This window comes from Herbaspirillum hiltneri N3, from assembly GCF_001267925.1.
GTDB lineage: Bacteria > Pseudomonadota > Gammaproteobacteria > Burkholderiales > Burkholderiaceae_D > Herbaspirillum > Herbaspirillum hiltneri.
Window position 1 is genome coordinate 3,186,574 of the sequence record NZ_CP011409.1, and the last position, 15,710, is coordinate 3,202,283.

Below are 15,710 nucleotides of genomic sequence, written 5' to 3' on the forward strand. Positions count from 1 at the left end.
GAATTACTTGCGCACCACGAAAGCCACACCGATCACGGCCACCACCATGCCGATGACACCGACCAGGCTGAAGACTTCGCCGAACATCAGCCAGGCCATCACGGCGGTGGTCGGCGGCGTCAGGTACAGCAGGCCGGTGACGGCCGTGGCCGCGCTACGCCGGATCAGTGCGAACAGCAGGAAGATGGCCCCGATCGACAAGGCCAGCACCGACCACAGCAAGGCGCCGATGAACTGCGGCGTCCACGCGACCGCCTGCAAACTCAGATCGAAGCCTTCCAAAAAAATCGCGAACGGCAGCACTGCCAGCAATGACGCCACGAACTGCACGATGGTGCCGGTGCGCAGGTCGAAGTGCGGGCAAAAACGCTTCTGATATAGCGTGCCGATGGTGATTGCCACCAGCGCGACGAGGCACAGGGAAATCGCCTCCCACGACAGGCCGATCAGCGAAATCTTGTTGGCCACGACCAGCCCGACGCCGCACAACCCCAAGCCCAGTCCCAGCCATTGGCGCCCCTTGACGCGCTCGCCGACGAAAGGCGCCGCGAATGCGGTGAGCACCGGCTGCATGCCGACGATCAACGCGGTCAGCCCGGCCGGCATGCCCATCTTGATGGCGCTCCACACGCCCGCCAGATAACCCGCATGCAACAGCACGCCGGCCACGGAAATATGCGCCACCTGCCGTCCTCGCGGCCACGGCGCGCGCAAGATCAGCACCAGCGGCACCAGGACCATCAGCACGCCGGCGAAGCGCAGGATCAGGAAGGTCAGCGGCGGCGCATACGGCAGGCCGAACTTGGCGACGATGAAACCGGTGCTCCAGATCAGCACAAAGGCCAGCGGAACGAGCTTGAGCAGCATGGGATGCCAGGAGCGTTGGTCCTGGGCGGCGCCGGCGGCGATGCGAGTCATAATTATCCAAAACACACTGCGGAAGTCTGCGCCGGAGTGCGGTGAACGTCTTGGCTCCGGAGGCTCAGTTCCAGTCGGCAGCGTATCGACTGGCAAGCGTAATTGTTTGTATGTGGACGGCGACGGTGTCTTCGATGTTTTTTCCGTAACCGCCCGCCATCGTAACCGCGATCGGAATTCTTTGCTGACGGCCCAGCTCGAACACCATCCTGTCGCGCGCCGCGAGGCCCGCCATGCTCAGCTTCATGCGTCCAAGGCGATCGCCTTCGTGCGGATCGGCGCCGGCCAGGTAGATGATGAGTTGCGGATCGAAGCGAGACATCAGTTGCGCCAGCGCGGTCTCCAATGCGGCCAGATAGTCGGCGTCGCCGACGCCGTCGGGCAAGGCGACATCGAGATCGCCTTGCTCTTTTTCAAACGGGTAGTTGCGTGCGCCGTGCAGCGACAAGGTGAACACCGAATCATCGCTGGCCAGAATCGATGCGGTGCCGTTACCCTGATGGACGTCAAGGTCGACGATCGCCACGCGTGCGGCGCGCCGTTCGGCCTGCATCAGGCGCGCGGCGACGGCAGCGTCGTTGAACACGCAAAAGCCGGCGCCGCGATCGGCATGGGCGTGATGCGTGCCGCCGGCCAGATTGACGGCGACGCCCTGCTCCATGGCGCTGCGGCAAGCGGCGATGGTGGCGCCGGCGGAACGGCGCGAGCGCTCGACCATTTCCGGCGACCACGGAAAGCCGATGTCCTTTTGCACCTGTTCCGGCAATGCGCCGCGCGAGACCTCATCGACATAGCGCGGATGATGCGCCAGCGCCAGCACGCCGTCGCTGGCGGCCTGGGCCTCGTGGAATTCGAGATCCGCCACTGCGCGCGCCGCCCCCTCGCGGATGAGACGATACTTGATCATCGGAAAACGATGTCCGGCCGGCAGCGGCAAGACGAAATGGTCGCTGTAATAAGCTCTCAACAACTGACTTTCAATATGCGTTCAACAGCGAAATACCAGTTTGGAATATCAGCTTGGCACGCCCAAAAAAACCGACTCGGAAGTATGTGTATCGTCTGCGGGAAATAGACCACAATCTTTTTGAAAATCGTCGGCACCCCTATTGACATGGCGTTGTTTTCACCTAAAATCAGAATTGTGCACCGCACAAAAGAGTGTCCAACAATAGCGTGCATTTCCCTGCCCCATTCCCTTCAATCTTGATATCGGACCAAAGGACTACGCAAAATGACGACTCTCACCGAACAATTCTCCGCCGCAACCAAAGCGAACTTCGAAGCGCAAATCGCACTGTTTTCCCAGTTCGCCAACAAGACCTTCGAGGGCGTCGAAAAGCTGGTGGACCTGAACCTGAAAGCCACCAAGTCGTCCCTGGAAGAAACGCGCGAAGCAACGCAGAAATTGCTGACAGCCAAAGATGTCCAGGAGTTCTTTTCGCTGTCGAGTGCGCAAGCCCAGCCTACCGTCGAAAAGAGCCTGGCGTACGGCCGCCATCTGGCCGGCATCGTCTCGACCACGCAAGCCGAACTGACCAAGACCGCCGAAGCGCAACTGGCTGAAGTCAACCGCAAAGTGATTTCGCTGATCGACGAAGCCTCCAAGAACGCCCCGGCCGGTTCCGAAAACGCCATTTCCTTTGTCAAGACGACCATCGGCAACTTCAACGCCGGCTACGAGCAATTCACCAAGAGCGCCAAGCAGGCGACCGATGCGCTGGAAGCCAACGTCTCGAGCGCCGTCGATCAGTTGTCGCAAGCGACCGTAAAAGCAACAACGCGCGGCAGCAAGAAATAAACCCAACGAATAATTCGAACCTGAACAACACCCGGACAGACAATATTCGTTATGATGACTGTTCTGCCCGGTTTGCTTTACAGGTTTGTTGACACAGTTGTAACGCTGCAAGATTTTCTGCAAGTGGTTGCAAGTAGTGCTTGTGCAATACCCGTTATTCAGCAATGAGGCGTATCCCCGTTCTACCCGTAGCGCCTCAGAGCAATCTTTGTCTCCTCGGTATCTGATTTCCTCCTAAGATACCGTTTCTGATGCCTCGGTGAGCCGGGGCATTTTTTTGCCCGCGGGATTCATCTTCGAGTCAGTCATCTCCGATTCAGTTCGTCCGGAACCTGTTCAGTTGGCGTGCTGGTAGTCTGCCTTCAACTGGCGCAAGCCTTCTTCCATCTTGCGGAAAGCATCTTCCACCTGCGACGGCTCACCCTTGACGCCCAGGTCGATGTGGCGGCGGGTCTTGTCGTCGCCCACATGCGGCAGGCTGAATACCTTCACCAGCGGGAATTCGGCTTCGATGGCTTCCATCAGCGGCGTCAGCGTCGACTCCGGCATCTCGAACACCAGCACCGATTTTTCCGCGCGCGCGACGCGATGGAACAAATGCGCATAGCGCGTATCGAGCACCCATTCGAACATCGGCCACGCCATCACCGGGAAGCCCGGCGCGAAATAATGCGCGCCCTCGCCGCTGACGTTCGGCACAAAGAAGCCGGGGATCTTGTTGAACGGATTGGGAATGATCGAGGAGCCGACCGGAAACTCGCCCATCTTCAGACGATGCAGGTTTTCCGGCGCGTCGTACACCGGCGTGATGCCGGCTTCTCGCGCAGTATCGGCGATGCGTTCCTGGATTTTGACCTTGGCGTCGGGATGCAGGGCGAGTCCGACACCCAGCGCCGCCGCTGCGCACTGGCGCGTGTGATCGTCTGGCGTGGCGCCGATGCCGCCGGTGCAAAACACGATGTCTTCGCTGGCGAAGGTGCGCCTGAGCGTGTTGGTGATGCGTTCGGGATCGTCGCCTACGTACTCCGCCCAGGACAGTTGCAGACCGCGTGCGGAGAGCAGTTCAAGTACTTTGGGGAAATGTTTGTCGACGCGTTTTCCGGAAAGGATTTCGTCGCCGATGATGATGAGTCCGATAGCCATAAATATCCGTTCGCTTCTGCAGGTGGTAACCCGGAATTATGCCCTGATCCGGACAATCCGGCTGCGCCCGGTCAGTTGGCGGAGGAAGACACGGAAACCGTGTCAGTCCCGGCCGCGGCGCGCAGGCTGCTGAGCGCTTCGAGGCAATAGTATTGGAACCACAGGCCGGTGAAGACGAACACCAGCACGTACAGCCAGATCGCTCCTGCCGCCAATATCGGAAAGAAAATCACCGACAGCGCCCCACCCAGCCACAGCAATGTCGGCGCGGCGCCCATGGTGCCGGCGATGGCGCCGACCAGCAGCAGCGGCCAGCGATGCGCATGCAGGATGGCGCGGCGCTCCTCCGCCGTGGCGTAGTCGGCCAGCGTGTCATAAGCCATCACGCGATAAGTCAGCCAGCCCCACAGCAAGGGATGGATCACGAACGCCAGCGGCGGAAAAATCGACAGCGGCAACGTCACGATCCAGCCGAACACGAACACTGCAAAACACCATAGCGAGGTCCACAGGCTACCCGCCACCGAACCGCCGTGACGCTGCTCAAGGTGAGCATAGTGACGGCCGCCGACGTGGCGGGCGATGGCCGGCACCGCCCACAGGCCGACGAACACCAGCGCCGTCAGGATCATCAGCGGCAGCAAGGCCCACATGGCGATCAGCGGCACGATGACGGTCTTGAGCGCGCCCATGTTGAACCAGCCAAGGATGGAGCCGGCCACGCCGAAGCCGTTGTGGCCGACGAAGTAATCCTGCAGCCAGTCGATCATCGGCTGCAGGCCCAGCCACAGCGCCACGCCCCAGAGAACGATGGACACCACGAACGGCAGCACCGTCAGCAGCAGCATGCGGATGTGCAGCTGCGACAGCAGCGCACGGCCGAAGGAGACGGTCATCAGGCGCATCAGCGCGCCGCCTTGCGGGAAAATTCGACCACGCGCTTCAAGCCCAGCCATTGCTGCGCCCAGAAGCCGCGACCGTAGTTGCGGCCTTTGCCGGCCGGCGGCGGCAGTTGATCCCGCACGCCGGTCATGGCGAAGCCGGCTGCGACATGGCGGGTGCGGAACAGCACGTCCCAGATCGGGAACAGGACCGCGAAGTTATGACCGCCCAGCGAATTCTTGCCGCGGCTCTCATGGCCGATGCCGATCGCGTGATGCAGGCGATGAAAGCGCGGCGACACCAGCAACCACTCGCCGATGCGGCCGAAATGAATGCGCACATTGGCATGTTGCAAGCTTTGCAACATGCGCGACGCCGACACCAGCAGGATGTATTGCCCCGGCTGCACGCCGATGGCCAGCGCCACCACGCCCATCAGGACGTCGCGCACCAGGTCGTCGAGCAGGTGGTTGCGGTCGTCGCTCCACAGGTTCATGTTTTCCTGGCTATGGTGCAGGCTGTGCAAAGCCCACAGCCAGCGCACGCCGTGTTGCGCGCGGTGGTACCAGTAGTCGCAGAAATCGAGCACGATCAGGTAGAGCAGGAAACTCACCAGGGCCTGGTCGGTCACGCCGGGCCAGACGTCGTCGAGATTGAAGGTGCCCCAGCCTTCCCAATGCAGGAGTTCGCTGAGATAGGACAACGCCGGATCGAGCAGAAAAAATACCAGGATCGAAAACGCGCCGAGACGATGCAGGGCGGTATAGATGAAATCGTTCCAGCGCGCGCGCCGGTCGGTGAAGGCGTGCACCGGAATCCACGCTTCCAGCGGACGCAGGATGACGAACAGCACCGCCAGCTCGCACACGCCGACCAGGAACCATTCGGTCCCGGTGAAGGCTTCTTCGACGAATTCGCCCAGGCCGAGGTTGAACACCATCGGCTGGACGGTGGTTTCGAACAGCCATCCCTGGACGGTCGCGAACAAGTCGGAAAATGCCTGGATCATGTGCATCATGATGATTGCCTGGTGAATGCCTGGTGATTGCCGGTGAGTACTTATTTGATGACTGCGGTTTGATGCTTCTCGAGTGCGGCCTTGTAAGCCGGGTGTTCGCGCAAGGTGGCGAAGCAGAAGCCCTTCTGCTCCAGTCCTGAAATCAGCGGCTCCAGCACGGCCGGCGCCCACGGATCCTTGCGCGACCAGATGCCCAGATGCGCCATGACGATGTCGCCGTCCTTCAGCTTACGCAAGGACTGTTGCAGCAGCATGGCGTTGGGCCATTTCTCGCTGGGCAACTCGTCACCCGAAAAACCGGCCTCGGCCCATGCCACGTGAGAATAACCGCAAGCGCGCCCTGCCGCCAGCAACTGCGGCGTCAGCTTGCCGCCCGGCGCGCGCCACAGGTGATCGAGGCTGGCGCCGGTCAGTTCCTTGAAACGCTCAGCCACGCGTTGCAGCTCGCCGCAATACTGGGCCGGGCTCCAGACCTGTTTCTGGCCGGCGTGTGCGCCGAATTGCGGCTTCACTTCAATGCGGCCGTCAGGCAAATCGCGCTGCACGTAGACATGGTCGAAGGTGTGCGTGCCGAACGCATGGCCTTCGGCGACACGCGCTTTCCAGTACGGCGCCCAGGCCGGATCAAGCGTGTAATCGCCGTTGACGGTTTTTTCGTTGGCGAGGAAGAACGTCGCCTTGATGTGATGCTTGTTGAGCGTCCGGGCGATGAACTCCGCCTGCGACTGGCTGCCGGTATCGAAGCTGAGATAGATCGTGCCCTTGCACGATGGATTCTCGCCGGTCGCCGCCTGCGCCGGCCAGATCGCAGCCGCCACGGCCGCGATGGCGCTCATGGCGGCGATCCTGCCGAGCCGGGACGAACCAGCTTGCGACAAGCTGCGCATCAGAGGTCGGCAGCCCGATTGATGAAGTAAATGCCGTGCGGCGAACGACCGACCGGGATGATTTTCATGATCTTCTTGCTGGCGAGATCGATCACGGCAACCTTCTTGACCCAGCGCAGCGTGACCCACATGGTCTTGCCGTCCTCGGTCACTTCCATGCAGTCCGGGCCGCCCGGCACGGAAATGACGCCGACGCTTTCCAGTGTTTGCAGGTCGATGATGTTGATGGTGTTGGAGACGCGGTTGGAGACATAGACGTAGCGCTTGTCACCGTGGGCGCGGAAGTTGTGCGCGCCTTCGCCGGTGCGGATGGTCTTGACGGTCTTCTGCGTGCGCCAGTCGATCACCTGCACGTAATCCTTGCCCATGATGCCGACCAGCAGGTATTTGTTGTCCGGCGTCATGAAAATGCCGGCAGGCAACTTGCCGACCGGCATTGTCCATTTGACTTGCTGGGTGGCCAGGTCGATGGCGCTGATCTCGTTGCTGCCCTGCTGGGTGATGAAAGCCGTGGTGCTGGCGGCGTCGAAGGCGATGTGGCTGGGCGTCTTGGCCAGGCGCACGCGCTTGGCGAGGTCGAGGTTATGGCCGTCGTAGCGATACACGTCGACCCGGTCCAGGCGCAAGCCGTTGGCGATGAACCACTTTTGGTCGGGGGAGAAGCCGATCTGATACGGATCGATGATGCCGCGCAGCTGGCGCTGCACTTCGCCGGTCTTCGGGTCCAAGAAGATCAGTTGGTTGCCGGTGGCGCTGGCGACGATGAGCGACTTGTTGTCGGGCGTCGCCATCAGGTGATGCGGCTCCTTGCCGACCGAGAAGGTGTTGATTTCCTTGTAAGTCGACTGATCCAGCAAAGTCACCGTGGCGTCGCCGGAATTGAGAACCACCACCACGTTCGCAGATGCCGGCACAGCGATGACAGCGGACAGAGCGCACAGCGCCAGAAGAGAAAGCCGGGAAAACCGGGCAAAACTATGCAGCATGAAGAACTTTACTTTAAAAAATGCGATCTTATCGTGCATGAAATCCGTAACAAAAGCACGCCCCACGGTACCTAACGCTTCTGATGCCTATTTGGCTGACACGAGTGATGTTGATCCCGGTGTTTTGGTTTACACTGCGACCAACCCGTTCAGCAACGCAGCACAGACATGTCGAAATACATGCGCAAAACGCAGGGAGGACGGGCCTTTGAGGGCCTTTTTCTTCCGGACGCGCGGCTAAAAACACGGCACATACATACTCTTTGAAAGGAACCAAATGTCTACTATCGCTACCTCCTCTGGACTGCAATATGAAGAAATCCAGGTTGGCGCCGGCGACGAAGCCAAGGCAGGAAACCATGTCAGCGTGCATTACACCGGCTGGTTGCAAAACCCGGATGGCAGCGCCGGCAGCAAATTTGACTCGAGTAAAGACCGCAACGATCCATTTGCGTTCCCTTTGGGTGCAGGTCATGTGATCAAGGGCTGGGACGAAGGCGTCCAGGGCATGAAGGTCGGCGGCGTCCGCAAGCTGATCATCCCTGCTGCGCTGGGCTATGGCGCACGCGGCGCCGGTGGCGTGATTCCACCGAATGCAACGCTGATTTTCGAAGTCGAACTGCTGGCTGTTTAAGCCGTTTTGAGGCCCCAGGAGGAAACATGAGTTTGCAGGAACAATTTGAACAGACCGTCGCCGAGTCCAAGAACCTCTCGGAACGTCCCGACAACATGACCTTGCTGAAGATGTACGGCCTGTACAAGCAAGGCAGCAGCGGCGACGTGCAAGGCGATCGTCCCGGCATGACCGACTTTGTCGGCCGCGCCAAATGGGATGCCTGGGAAGCCCTCAAGGGCTTGCCGCAAGAAGAAGCGCAGCAGCAGTACATCGACCTGATCGCCGAGCTGAAGGGCTGACCCCTTCCGCGCAGGCGGCATCCGGAAAATAAAAAACCCGCCTCGGCGGGTTTTTTATTGCCTCCAGGACAATGTCCGTACGGCTGCCGGCACGATTACGGCTTCGGCTGAACGTCGCGGTTGAGCAGGTTCGGCGGCGTCTTTCCCGAGAGCGCCGCGATCAGGTTGTCGGCCGCGCAATTGGCCATCGCCAGGCGCGTCGGCGTCGAGGCGCTTGCAATGTGCGGCGTCAGCACGACGTTCGACAAGCCGAGGAAATCCGGATTGAAGGCCGGCTCGTTCTCGAACACATCGAGACCCGCAGCCGCAATCTTCTTGTCGCGCAAAGCAGCGATCAGCGCGGCATCGTCGACAATCCCGCCGCGCGCCAGGTTGATCAGCGTGGCCTGCGGCTTCATCAAGGCCAGGTCGGCAGCCTTGATCGTGTGATGCGATTCTTTCGAATACGGCAACACCAGGATGACGTGATCGGCGGTGCGCAGGAGTTCTTCCTTGCCGACATACTTTGCATTGTTGGCGCGTGCTTCCAGTTCCGGCGCGAGTTGCGAGCGGTTGTGATACAGCACGTTCATGTCGAAGCCCAGCGAACGCCGCGCGATCGCCTGGCCGATGCGGCCCATGCCGATGATGCCCAGCGTCGAACCATGCACGTCCGGTCCGGTGAAACTGTCGTAGCTCCACTTTTTCCAATGCCCGGCGCGCAGCCAGTGTTCCGATTCGGTGACGCGGCGCGCGGTCGCCATCAGCAGCGCCCAGCCGAAGTCGGCGGTGGTTTCGTTGAGCACGTCAGGCGTGTTGGTGGCTTGCACCCCGGCCTTGGTCGCTGCGGCGACGTCGATGTTGTTGTAGCCGACCGCCATGTTGCACACCGCTTTCAATTGCGGATTGGCGGCGAACAAGGCGGCGCTGACCGGTTCGCTCGGCGTCGAGAACAGACCGGCCTTGCCCTGCACCTTGGCAATCAGTTCGTCGGCCGTGAAGATGCGGTCTTCCTGATTGGACTCGACATCGAAATGCTGCGCCAGGCGTTCCAGCACTTCGGGGAAAACGGCGCGTGCAACGAAGATCTTTGGTTTCATGCTTGTCTCTTTTATCGTTAAACAAAAAACAGGAAGGTCATGATGATGAACAGGGGAACCAGGATGGCCAGCGACCAGGCCATGTAGCCGAAGAAGGACGGCATCCTGATGCCGCGCTCTTCAGCGATGGCCTTGACCATCATGTTCGGTGCATTGCCGATATAGCTGTTGGCGCCCATGAACACGGCGCCGGCTGAAATCGCCGCCAGCGTCGAGCTCAGCGTGGTCATCAGCGTATGCGCATCCCCCGACGCGGTATTGAAGAACACCAGATACGTCGGCGCGTTGTCGAGGAAGGACGACAGCAGCCCGGTAATCCAGAAATACATCGCGTCGACCGGCTGGCCATCCGGTCCGGTCACGGCGCGCACGACCGCGCCGAACGCGCCCGCTTCTCCTGCGCGCAGCATCGCGATCACGGGAATGATGGTGATGAAGATGCCGGCGAACAGCTTGGCCACTTCGACAATCGGCCCCCATGAAAAATCATTGCCGGCGCGTGCGGATTTCGGCGTGCTCCACAGCGAAATCACGATGATCGCGACCAGCGCGAGGTCGCGCAGCAGGTTCTGCAGTTCGACCGGCGTGCCCATCACGTCGAACGCCACGCCCGACTTCCAGAAGCCGCTCATGAGGACCAGCGCGATCACCGCCAGCAACAGCACGAAATTGAATTTTCCCTCGAAGCTGATACCGGAGTCGGGCGTCGGATCGCGCTCCGGCGGCAAGGCTTCTTCCTTGTTCTTATAGTAGTGACGATCGAGCAGGTAAAAGATCGCCAGCAGCGACACGCAGACAAACAAGGTCTCCGGGAAGATGTTTTTCATGGTCCAGAAAAAGTCTACGCCCTTGAGGAAACCGAGGAACAGCGGCGGATCGCCCAGCGGCGTCAGCGAGCCGCCAGCATTGGCGACCAGGAAAATGAAGAACACCACGATGTGCACCGCATGCTTGCGGTTGTCGTTGGCGCGGATCAGCGGACGAATCAGCAGCATCGATGCGCCGGTGGTGCCCATGATGCTGGCCAGCACCGTGCCCAGCGCCAGGAGGCCGGTATTGAGCGCCGGCGTGCCATGCAGATTTCCGCGCACGCAAATGCCGCCGGCCACCACGAACAAGGCGGTCAGCAGAGCGATGAAGGGGATATATTCGGCCAGCAACGCATGCACGGTGCCGGCGGCGGCCGTATGGATACCGAAGGCCGCCGCAAACGGCAGCAGGAATGCCGCTCCCCACGCCAGCGCGATCTTGCCGAAATGGTGATGCCAGAAGTGCTCGAACAGCAACGGCCCCAGCGCAATCGACAGCAGCAGGCCGATGAAAGGAATACCCCACAACGCAGACAAGGCGCCGCCGTCAAGATCGGCTGCATGAGCCAGTTGAGGAAGCATCAAAGCGAGGCCGAGACAGCCCGATGTCGTGAGGAGTTTTGTGCGCAATGTGTGGCCTTGTGAAGACGAAAAAATCGTAACAAACGAGGCCACACTATACCAGCAAGACCGGCCATGACGGCCGGAATCCGAACACATTAAAAGATTTCAGGCAAGGATACGAACCCGGAATTTCAATCGGCAAAATCCTCTCGCCGGCAGCAGCGCCGCAAGGACTTACTGGATCTCGAACACCTGCCGCAAATACTTGACGTAGGCTTCGTCGTCGCACATGTTCTTGGCCGGCGTATCGGACAGTTTCGCCACCGGCTGGCCATTGCAGCGCACCATCTTCATGACCACCTGCAAGGGCGTGTAACCGAGGTCGTTGGTCAGGTTGGTGCCGACGCCGAAAGCCACCTTGGCGCGATCCTTGAAGCGCAGGTATAGCGACACCACCTTGTCGAAATCGAGACCGTCGGAGAACACCAGCACCTTGCTCTTGGAGTCGACTCGATTGTTGTCGTAATGCTTCAGCAGGCGCTCGCCCCATTCGAACGGATCGCCGGAATCATGGCGCGCGCCATCGAACAGCTTGCAGAAGTACATGTCGAAATCGCGCAGGAAAGCATCCATGCCGTACACGTCCGATAAGGCGATACCGAGGTCGCCACGGTACTCGCGCGCCCACATTTCAAAGCCGTAAATCTGCGAATCGCGCAGGCGCGGACCGAGCGCCTGACAAGCTTGCAGATACTCATGCGCCATCGTGCCCAGCGGCGTAAGATCGTGCTGCATCGCGAACTGGACGTTGGAAGTGCCGGCGAAATGGCTGCCCATGTGGTCCTTCATCGCCAGGATCACTTCCGCGTGCCAGCTCCGCGAGAAGCGGCGGCGCGTGCCGTAGTCGGCGATCTTGCAGCCGTCCAGCAGCGGATTGTCGGTCAGCAGCGCGATCTTGTCGCGCAGGCGCGCGCGGCCGGTTTCGTAATCCGGATCGCGCTGGGTGGCGCGAAAATACACTTCATTGACGATCGCCAGCACCGGCACTTCGAACAGGATGGTGTGCAGCCACGGGCCCTTGACCTGGATCTCGATCTCACCGTTGCCGACCGGCGACGGCGTAACGCTGATGTACTTTTCATTGAGATGGAACAGGTCGAGGAAATCGACGAAATCGCTCTTGATGAAACGGAAGCTGCGCAGGTAGGCCAGCTCCGACTCGCGGAAACGCAGGCGGCACAACGCAGCGATCTCGGCCTTGATCTCGTCGATGTAGGGCGTCAGATCGACATTGTCGTTGCGGCATTTGAAGCGGTACTCGACCTGCGCCCCCGGAAAGTGGTGCAGCACCACTTGCATCATGGTGAACTTGTAGAGGTCGGTGTCGAGCAAGGAAGAAATAATCATGGCGCCTGACGATTCGGAATGATCGTGTGCTGGAGAGGACAAGGGGCACTATCTTACCTTGGATAAGGGAGATCGTGCCCCGCCTGCGTGGGGGGTTACTTGGCGGCGCAAACCGCTTGCATGCAGCGCAAGGATTTGCAACCGCTCAGCGCATCGCCGATGCCGGCCGGCGTCCCTTGATGTAGGCGTCGTCCGGCATGTAGCGCGCACCGTCGAGGTAGCGCCATTCGGTCATGTTGCTGCGGCCATCCTTGCATACCAGCGTCGCCACGAATGCGCCCATGCTCGACTGCTGGTCGTGGGCGCGGAAGGTGATCGGTCCGACCGGCGTCTCGACGTTCAGCCCGCGCATGGCCGTCACCAGTTTTTCAGAATCGACCGAGCCGGCCTTCTTGATCCCCGCAACAATCGACATCACGGTGCTGTAGCCGAATACCGCCTGCAGCAGCGGCCGTTCATTGAAGCGCTTCAGGTAGGCCTCTCGAAAGCGCTGATGCTCGGGGGTGGCGAGTTGCTCCGACGGATAGCCCAGCACCACCCAGTTTTTGGTGCCTTCATACTGCGCCAGCACGTCGCCCAGCGCCGGGCCGGCGGACATCGAGAAGACGGTGCTGGCAGCGAACAGGCCCTGGCGACTCCCCTCTTCAGCGAACTGCTGCAGATCGCTGCCGAAGGCGGCGTTGAAGATTGCATCGGGACGTGCCTGGCGCAGGGCCTTGACAACCACCTCCGCGCGCATCTTGCCCAGCGCCGGCCATTGCTCGGCGACGAACTCAACGTCGGGGCGGCGCTCTTTCAGCAACAGCTTGAAGTTGGCGACGGCGCTTTGTCCGTATTCGTAATTAGGCGCGACGATGGCCCAGCGCCGTGCCGGCAGTTTGGCGGCCGCCTCCGCCAGCATGGCGGCCTGCGTATAGGTCGAGGGCCGCAGACGGAAGGTATAGCGATTGCCCTTGTCCAGCGTAATGGCGTCCGACAGGGCATCGCCGACCACGAACAGCTTCTTCTCGGACGCCGCGGTCCTGGCCACTGCCAGCGCCACGTTCGACAGCATGGAGCCGGTCAGCACGTCGACGCGATCGGTCTTGATCAATGCCTCGGCGTGCCGCACGGCTTCGTCGGGACTGCCGCTGTCGTCGCGCGAGATCAGTTCGAGATTGCGCCCCAGCAAGCCGCCGGCGGCATTGATTTCGGCCACGGCGAGGTCGGCGCCGTTGCGGTAAGCCTGGCTCGACTGCGCCACGCCGGTATAGCTGTTGATTTCGCCGATGCGGATGTTCCCGGCCTGGGCGGCAACGTCCGCCGGGCCAAGTCCCAATCCCAGCACGAGCACCGCCGCCAGCCCGGTCAGAGCGTGCTTCATGAAACCCGTCTTTGCTTGTTCGTCATTCACTTTTGATCTTGTCCTTTGACGAATGAATATTTCATATTTACTTATACGTAATCTGTATAAGCCTCATTTGTGAGAAAAGTTGAATTGCCTTAAAATACAAGGCTTTCCAGCCGGTTGTATAGGAATTGTCGCGCGAGCGGCTGATTTGCCTCAAATCTGCCTGCAAAGCGCGCTGCAATCAGGGAACAACCAGGAATTCAGGCGGCAATCGTCATTTACCTCGATTGAACCGCGCCATATTGCCACTAATTCCGGCTGAGTTTGCCCAGGTTTTAAAGAAATTTTACAGATAGGACTGTTATGACCCACGTTGTGACCGACTCCTGCATCCGCTGCCGTTATACGGACTGCGTCGATGTATGCCCGGTTGATTGCTTCCGCGAAGGCCCGAATTTCCTCGCCATTGATCCCGACGAGTGCATCGATTGCGCCGTGTGCGTGGCGGAGTGCCCGGTCAATGCGATCTATGCGGAAGAAGACGTCCCGGCCGATCAGCAGGAATTCATCAAGCTCAATGAGCAACTGGCGCGCTTCTGGCCTTCCATCACCAAAACCAAGGCGCCGCTGGCCGAAGCCGAGGAATGGAAAGACGCCAAGAACAAGCTGGAGTTCCTGCAGCGCTGAGCATCACCGCCTGACAGCGCCGCAACGGAGCGGCGCCGGCAAGCAGCCGGCACGCTCCTTCAACAGACAGCTTTCACTTCTAGCCATACAGCCGAGACCGGGAATGCATGCGCAAGCCGCTATGCAAACCCGCCCCGGCCGGTAGCCAATTGAGTCTGGAAACACCCTCAACTGAAACGGAAATTGGATTTTTTATGGACAACTTCAAGATTGCCGCTGCTGATGCCGGCAAGACAACGCCGATTGAAACCGATGCCGTCATCGTCGGCGCCGGCCCGGTCGGCCTGTTCCAGGTATTCGAACTCGGCCTGCTGGAAATCAAGGCGCATGTCATCGACTCGCTCGCCAACGTCGGCGGCCAATGCGTCGAGCTGTATCCGGACAAGCCGATCTACGACATTCCCGCCGTGCCCGTCTGCACCGGCCAGGAACTGACCGACAACCTGTTGAAGCAGATCGAACCGTTCGATCCGACCTTCCATCTGGGCCAGGAAGTCACCGTCGTGCAAAAGCGCGAAGACGGGCGTTTCGACCTGGAAACCTCGGCGGGCACCAAGTTCATCACCAAGACCATCTTCATCGCCGCCGGCGTCGGTTCGTTCCAGCCGCGCACGCTGAAGGTCGACGGCATCGAGGCCTTCGACGGTTCGCAACTGTTCTACCGCGTCAAGGACCCGGCCCAGTTTGAAGGCAAGAACATCGTCATCTGCGGCGGCGGCGACTCCGCGCTGGACTGGGCGCTGAACTTTGTCGGCAAGGCCGAATCCGTGGTGCTGCTGCACCGTCGCGAAGAATTCCGCGCGGCGCCGGCCTCTGTGGCCAAGATGAAGGAACTGTGCGAACAGTACGAGATGCAATTCATCGTCGGCCAGGCCACCGGCTTTGAAGCCAAGGACGGCAAGCTGTCCGAAATCAAGGTCACCGGCGCCGACGGCGTTACCCGCCGCCTGCCGCTGGACATGCTGCTGGTGTTCTTCGGTTTGTCGCCAAAACTGGGCCCGATTGCTGAATGGGGCCTGGACATCGAGCGCAAGCAACTGAAGGTGGTCGACACCGAGAAGTTTGAAACCAATGTGCCGGGCATCTTTGCGGTCGGCGACATCAACACCTATCCGGGCAAGAAGAAGCTGATTCTGTCGGGCTTCCACGAAGCCGCGCTGGCCGCCTTCGGCGCAGCGCCTTATATCTTCCCGGAAAAGAAGATCCACATGCAGTACACGACGACCTCGCCGAAACTGCACAAGATCCTCGGCGTGGAAACACCGGTTTTCGATTGATCCCGAT

Annotated in this window: 16 protein-coding genes; 5 read left to right on the plus strand and 11 right to left on the minus strand. The window is 60.4% G+C overall.

The genetic code is table 11. From position 1 onward, the window contains the following. Positions 1-3: 3 nt before the first annotated feature. Together F506_RS14495 and F506_RS14500 are read right to left on the minus strand one after the other, a co-directional pair. Positions 4-918: a DMT family transporter gene (locus F506_RS14495; protein ID WP_053198533.1), complete on the minus strand. Its 915-nt coding sequence runs from the start codon at positions 916-918 to the stop codon at positions 4-6. A gap of 64 nt (positions 919-982) precedes the next feature. Further along, positions 983-1,885: a histone deacetylase family protein gene (locus F506_RS14500; protein ID WP_053201649.1), complete on the minus strand. Its 903-nt coding sequence runs from the start codon at positions 1,883-1,885 to the stop codon at positions 983-985. Positions 1,886-2,152: 267 nt separating this feature from the next. Here F506_RS14500 and F506_RS14505 point away from each other — a divergent pair, with 267 nt between their 5' ends. After that, the gene (locus tag F506_RS14505; protein ID WP_053198535.1) at positions 2,153-2,719 is read left to right on the plus strand and encodes a phasin family protein; all 567 of its coding nucleotides are present in this window, start codon (positions 2,153-2,155) and stop codon (positions 2,717-2,719) included. Between the two features lie 336 nt (positions 2,720-3,055). On the opposite strand, the gene F506_RS14510 is transcribed toward F506_RS14505, so the two are convergent. The 5 genes from F506_RS14510 to F506_RS14530 form a co-directional block, all read right to left on the minus strand. Next, positions 3,056-3,862, minus strand: a complete 807-nt coding sequence (locus F506_RS14510) for a competence/damage-inducible protein A (RefSeq protein WP_053198537.1) — start codon at positions 3,860-3,862, stop codon at positions 3,056-3,058. A gap of 71 nt (positions 3,863-3,933) precedes the next feature. Beyond that, positions 3,934-4,767, minus strand: a complete 834-nt coding sequence (locus F506_RS14515) for an EI24 domain-containing protein (protein ID WP_053198539.1) — start codon at positions 4,765-4,767, stop codon at positions 3,934-3,936. After that, positions 4,767-5,753, minus strand: a complete 987-nt coding sequence (locus tag F506_RS14520; protein ID WP_053201651.1) for a sterol desaturase family protein — start codon at positions 5,751-5,753, stop codon at positions 4,767-4,769. The genes F506_RS14515 and F506_RS14520 overlap by 1 nt, the downstream gene beginning before the upstream one ends. Before the next feature lie 50 nt (positions 5,754-5,803). Then, the gene (locus tag F506_RS14525) at positions 5,804-6,598 is read right to left on the minus strand and encodes a polysaccharide deacetylase family protein (protein WP_235471160.1); all 795 of its coding nucleotides are present in this window, start codon (positions 6,596-6,598) and stop codon (positions 5,804-5,806) included. A gap of 50 nt (positions 6,599-6,648) precedes the next feature. Then, on the minus strand, positions 6,649-7,635 hold the full coding sequence (locus F506_RS14530) for a YVTN family beta-propeller repeat protein (protein WP_053198544.1): 987 nt from the start codon (positions 7,633-7,635) through the stop codon (positions 6,649-6,651). Between the two features lie 277 nt (positions 7,636-7,912). Here F506_RS14530 and F506_RS14535 point away from each other — a divergent pair, with 277 nt between their 5' ends. Both F506_RS14535 and F506_RS14540 read left to right on the plus strand, forming a co-directional pair. Continuing rightward, a complete protein-coding gene (locus F506_RS14535; RefSeq protein WP_016835606.1) occupies positions 7,913-8,269 on the plus strand; it encodes an FKBP-type peptidyl-prolyl cis-trans isomerase in 357 nt (118 codons plus the stop codon). 26 nt (positions 8,270-8,295) lie between these two features. Next, entirely contained in the window at positions 8,296-8,550 is a 255-nt protein-coding gene (locus F506_RS14540; RefSeq protein ID WP_016835605.1) for an acyl-CoA-binding protein, read from the plus strand. Between the two features lie 95 nt (positions 8,551-8,645). On the opposite strand, the gene F506_RS14545 is transcribed toward F506_RS14540, so the two are convergent. From F506_RS14545 to F506_RS14560, 4 genes are all read right to left on the minus strand, one after another. Next, positions 8,646-9,629 (minus strand): 2-hydroxyacid dehydrogenase, encoded by a 984-nt coding sequence (locus F506_RS14545; protein ID WP_053198546.1) that lies wholly within the window; start codon positions 9,627-9,629, stop codon positions 8,646-8,648. Between the two features lie 17 nt (positions 9,630-9,646). Then, positions 9,647-11,020 (minus strand): sodium:proton antiporter, encoded by a 1,374-nt coding sequence (locus F506_RS14550; RefSeq protein ID WP_053198548.1) that lies wholly within the window; start codon positions 11,018-11,020, stop codon positions 9,647-9,649. Positions 11,021-11,236: 216 nt separating this feature from the next. Then, positions 11,237-12,409 carry a nicotinate phosphoribosyltransferase gene (pncB, locus tag F506_RS14555; RefSeq protein WP_053198550.1) on the minus strand — a complete coding sequence of 391 codons (1,173 nt, stop codon included), beginning with the start codon at positions 12,407-12,409 and terminating at the stop codon, positions 11,237-11,239. A gap of 145 nt (positions 12,410-12,554) precedes the next feature. Then, the gene (locus F506_RS14560) at positions 12,555-13,772 is read right to left on the minus strand and encodes an ABC transporter substrate-binding protein (RefSeq protein ID WP_235471161.1); all 1,218 of its coding nucleotides are present in this window, start codon (positions 13,770-13,772) and stop codon (positions 12,555-12,557) included. A 330-nt stretch (positions 13,773-14,102) separates the two neighbouring features. Here F506_RS14560 and fdxA point away from each other — a divergent pair, with 330 nt between their 5' ends. After that, the gene (gene fdxA / locus F506_RS14565; RefSeq protein WP_053198552.1) at positions 14,103-14,426 is read left to right on the plus strand and encodes a ferredoxin FdxA; all 324 of its coding nucleotides are present in this window, start codon (positions 14,103-14,105) and stop codon (positions 14,424-14,426) included. Between the two features lie 194 nt (positions 14,427-14,620). Beyond that, positions 14,621-15,703: an NAD(P)/FAD-dependent oxidoreductase gene (locus F506_RS14570; RefSeq protein WP_053198554.1), complete on the plus strand. Its 1,083-nt coding sequence runs from the start codon at positions 14,621-14,623 to the stop codon at positions 15,701-15,703. Positions 15,704-15,710 lie beyond the last annotated feature (7 nt).

Excerpts from the sequence above, each read along its gene's own strand:
- F506_RS14495 (WP_053198533.1), bottom strand. The coding sequence starts at position 918 with ATGACTCGCATCGCCGCCGGCGCCGCCCAGGACCAACGCTCCTGGCAT.
- F506_RS14570 (WP_053198554.1), top strand. The coding sequence starts at position 14,621 with ATGGACAACTTCAAGATTGCCGCTGCTGATGCCGGCAAGACAACGCCG.
- F506_RS14520 (WP_053201651.1), bottom strand. The coding sequence starts at position 5,753 with ATGATCCAGGCATTTTCCGACTTGTTCGCGACCGTCCAGGGATGGCTG.
- F506_RS14505 (WP_053198535.1), top strand. The coding sequence starts at position 2,153 with ATGACGACTCTCACCGAACAATTCTCCGCCGCAACCAAAGCGAACTTC.
- F506_RS14540 (WP_016835605.1), top strand. The coding sequence starts at position 8,296 with ATGAGTTTGCAGGAACAATTTGAACAGACCGTCGCCGAGTCCAAGAAC.
- F506_RS14560 (WP_235471161.1), bottom strand. The coding sequence starts at position 13,772 with ATGAAGCACGCTCTGACCGGGCTGGCGGCGGTGCTCGTGCTGGGATTG.
- F506_RS14530 (WP_053198544.1), bottom strand. The coding sequence starts at position 7,635 with ATGCTGCATAGTTTTGCCCGGTTTTCCCGGCTTTCTCTTCTGGCGCTG.
- F506_RS14550 (WP_053198548.1), bottom strand. The coding sequence starts at position 11,020 with ATGCTTCCTCAACTGGCTCATGCAGCCGATCTTGACGGCGGCGCCTTG.
- F506_RS14545 (WP_053198546.1), bottom strand. The coding sequence starts at position 9,629 with ATGAAACCAAAGATCTTCGTTGCACGCGCCGTTTTCCCCGAAGTGCTG.
- F506_RS14510 (WP_053198537.1), bottom strand. The coding sequence starts at position 3,862 with ATGGCTATCGGACTCATCATCATCGGCGACGAAATCCTTTCCGGAAAA.
- F506_RS14535 (WP_016835606.1), top strand. The coding sequence starts at position 7,913 with ATGTCTACTATCGCTACCTCCTCTGGACTGCAATATGAAGAAATCCAG.
- F506_RS14515 (WP_053198539.1), bottom strand. The coding sequence starts at position 4,767 with ATGCGCCTGATGACCGTCTCCTTCGGCCGTGCGCTGCTGTCGCAGCTG.
- F506_RS14525 (WP_235471160.1), bottom strand. The coding sequence starts at position 6,598 with ATGAGCGCCATCGCGGCCGTGGCGGCTGCGATCTGGCCGGCGCAGGCG.
- fdxA (WP_053198552.1), top strand. The coding sequence starts at position 14,103 with ATGACCCACGTTGTGACCGACTCCTGCATCCGCTGCCGTTATACGGAC.
- pncB (WP_053198550.1), bottom strand. The coding sequence starts at position 12,409 with ATGATTATTTCTTCCTTGCTCGACACCGACCTCTACAAGTTCACCATG.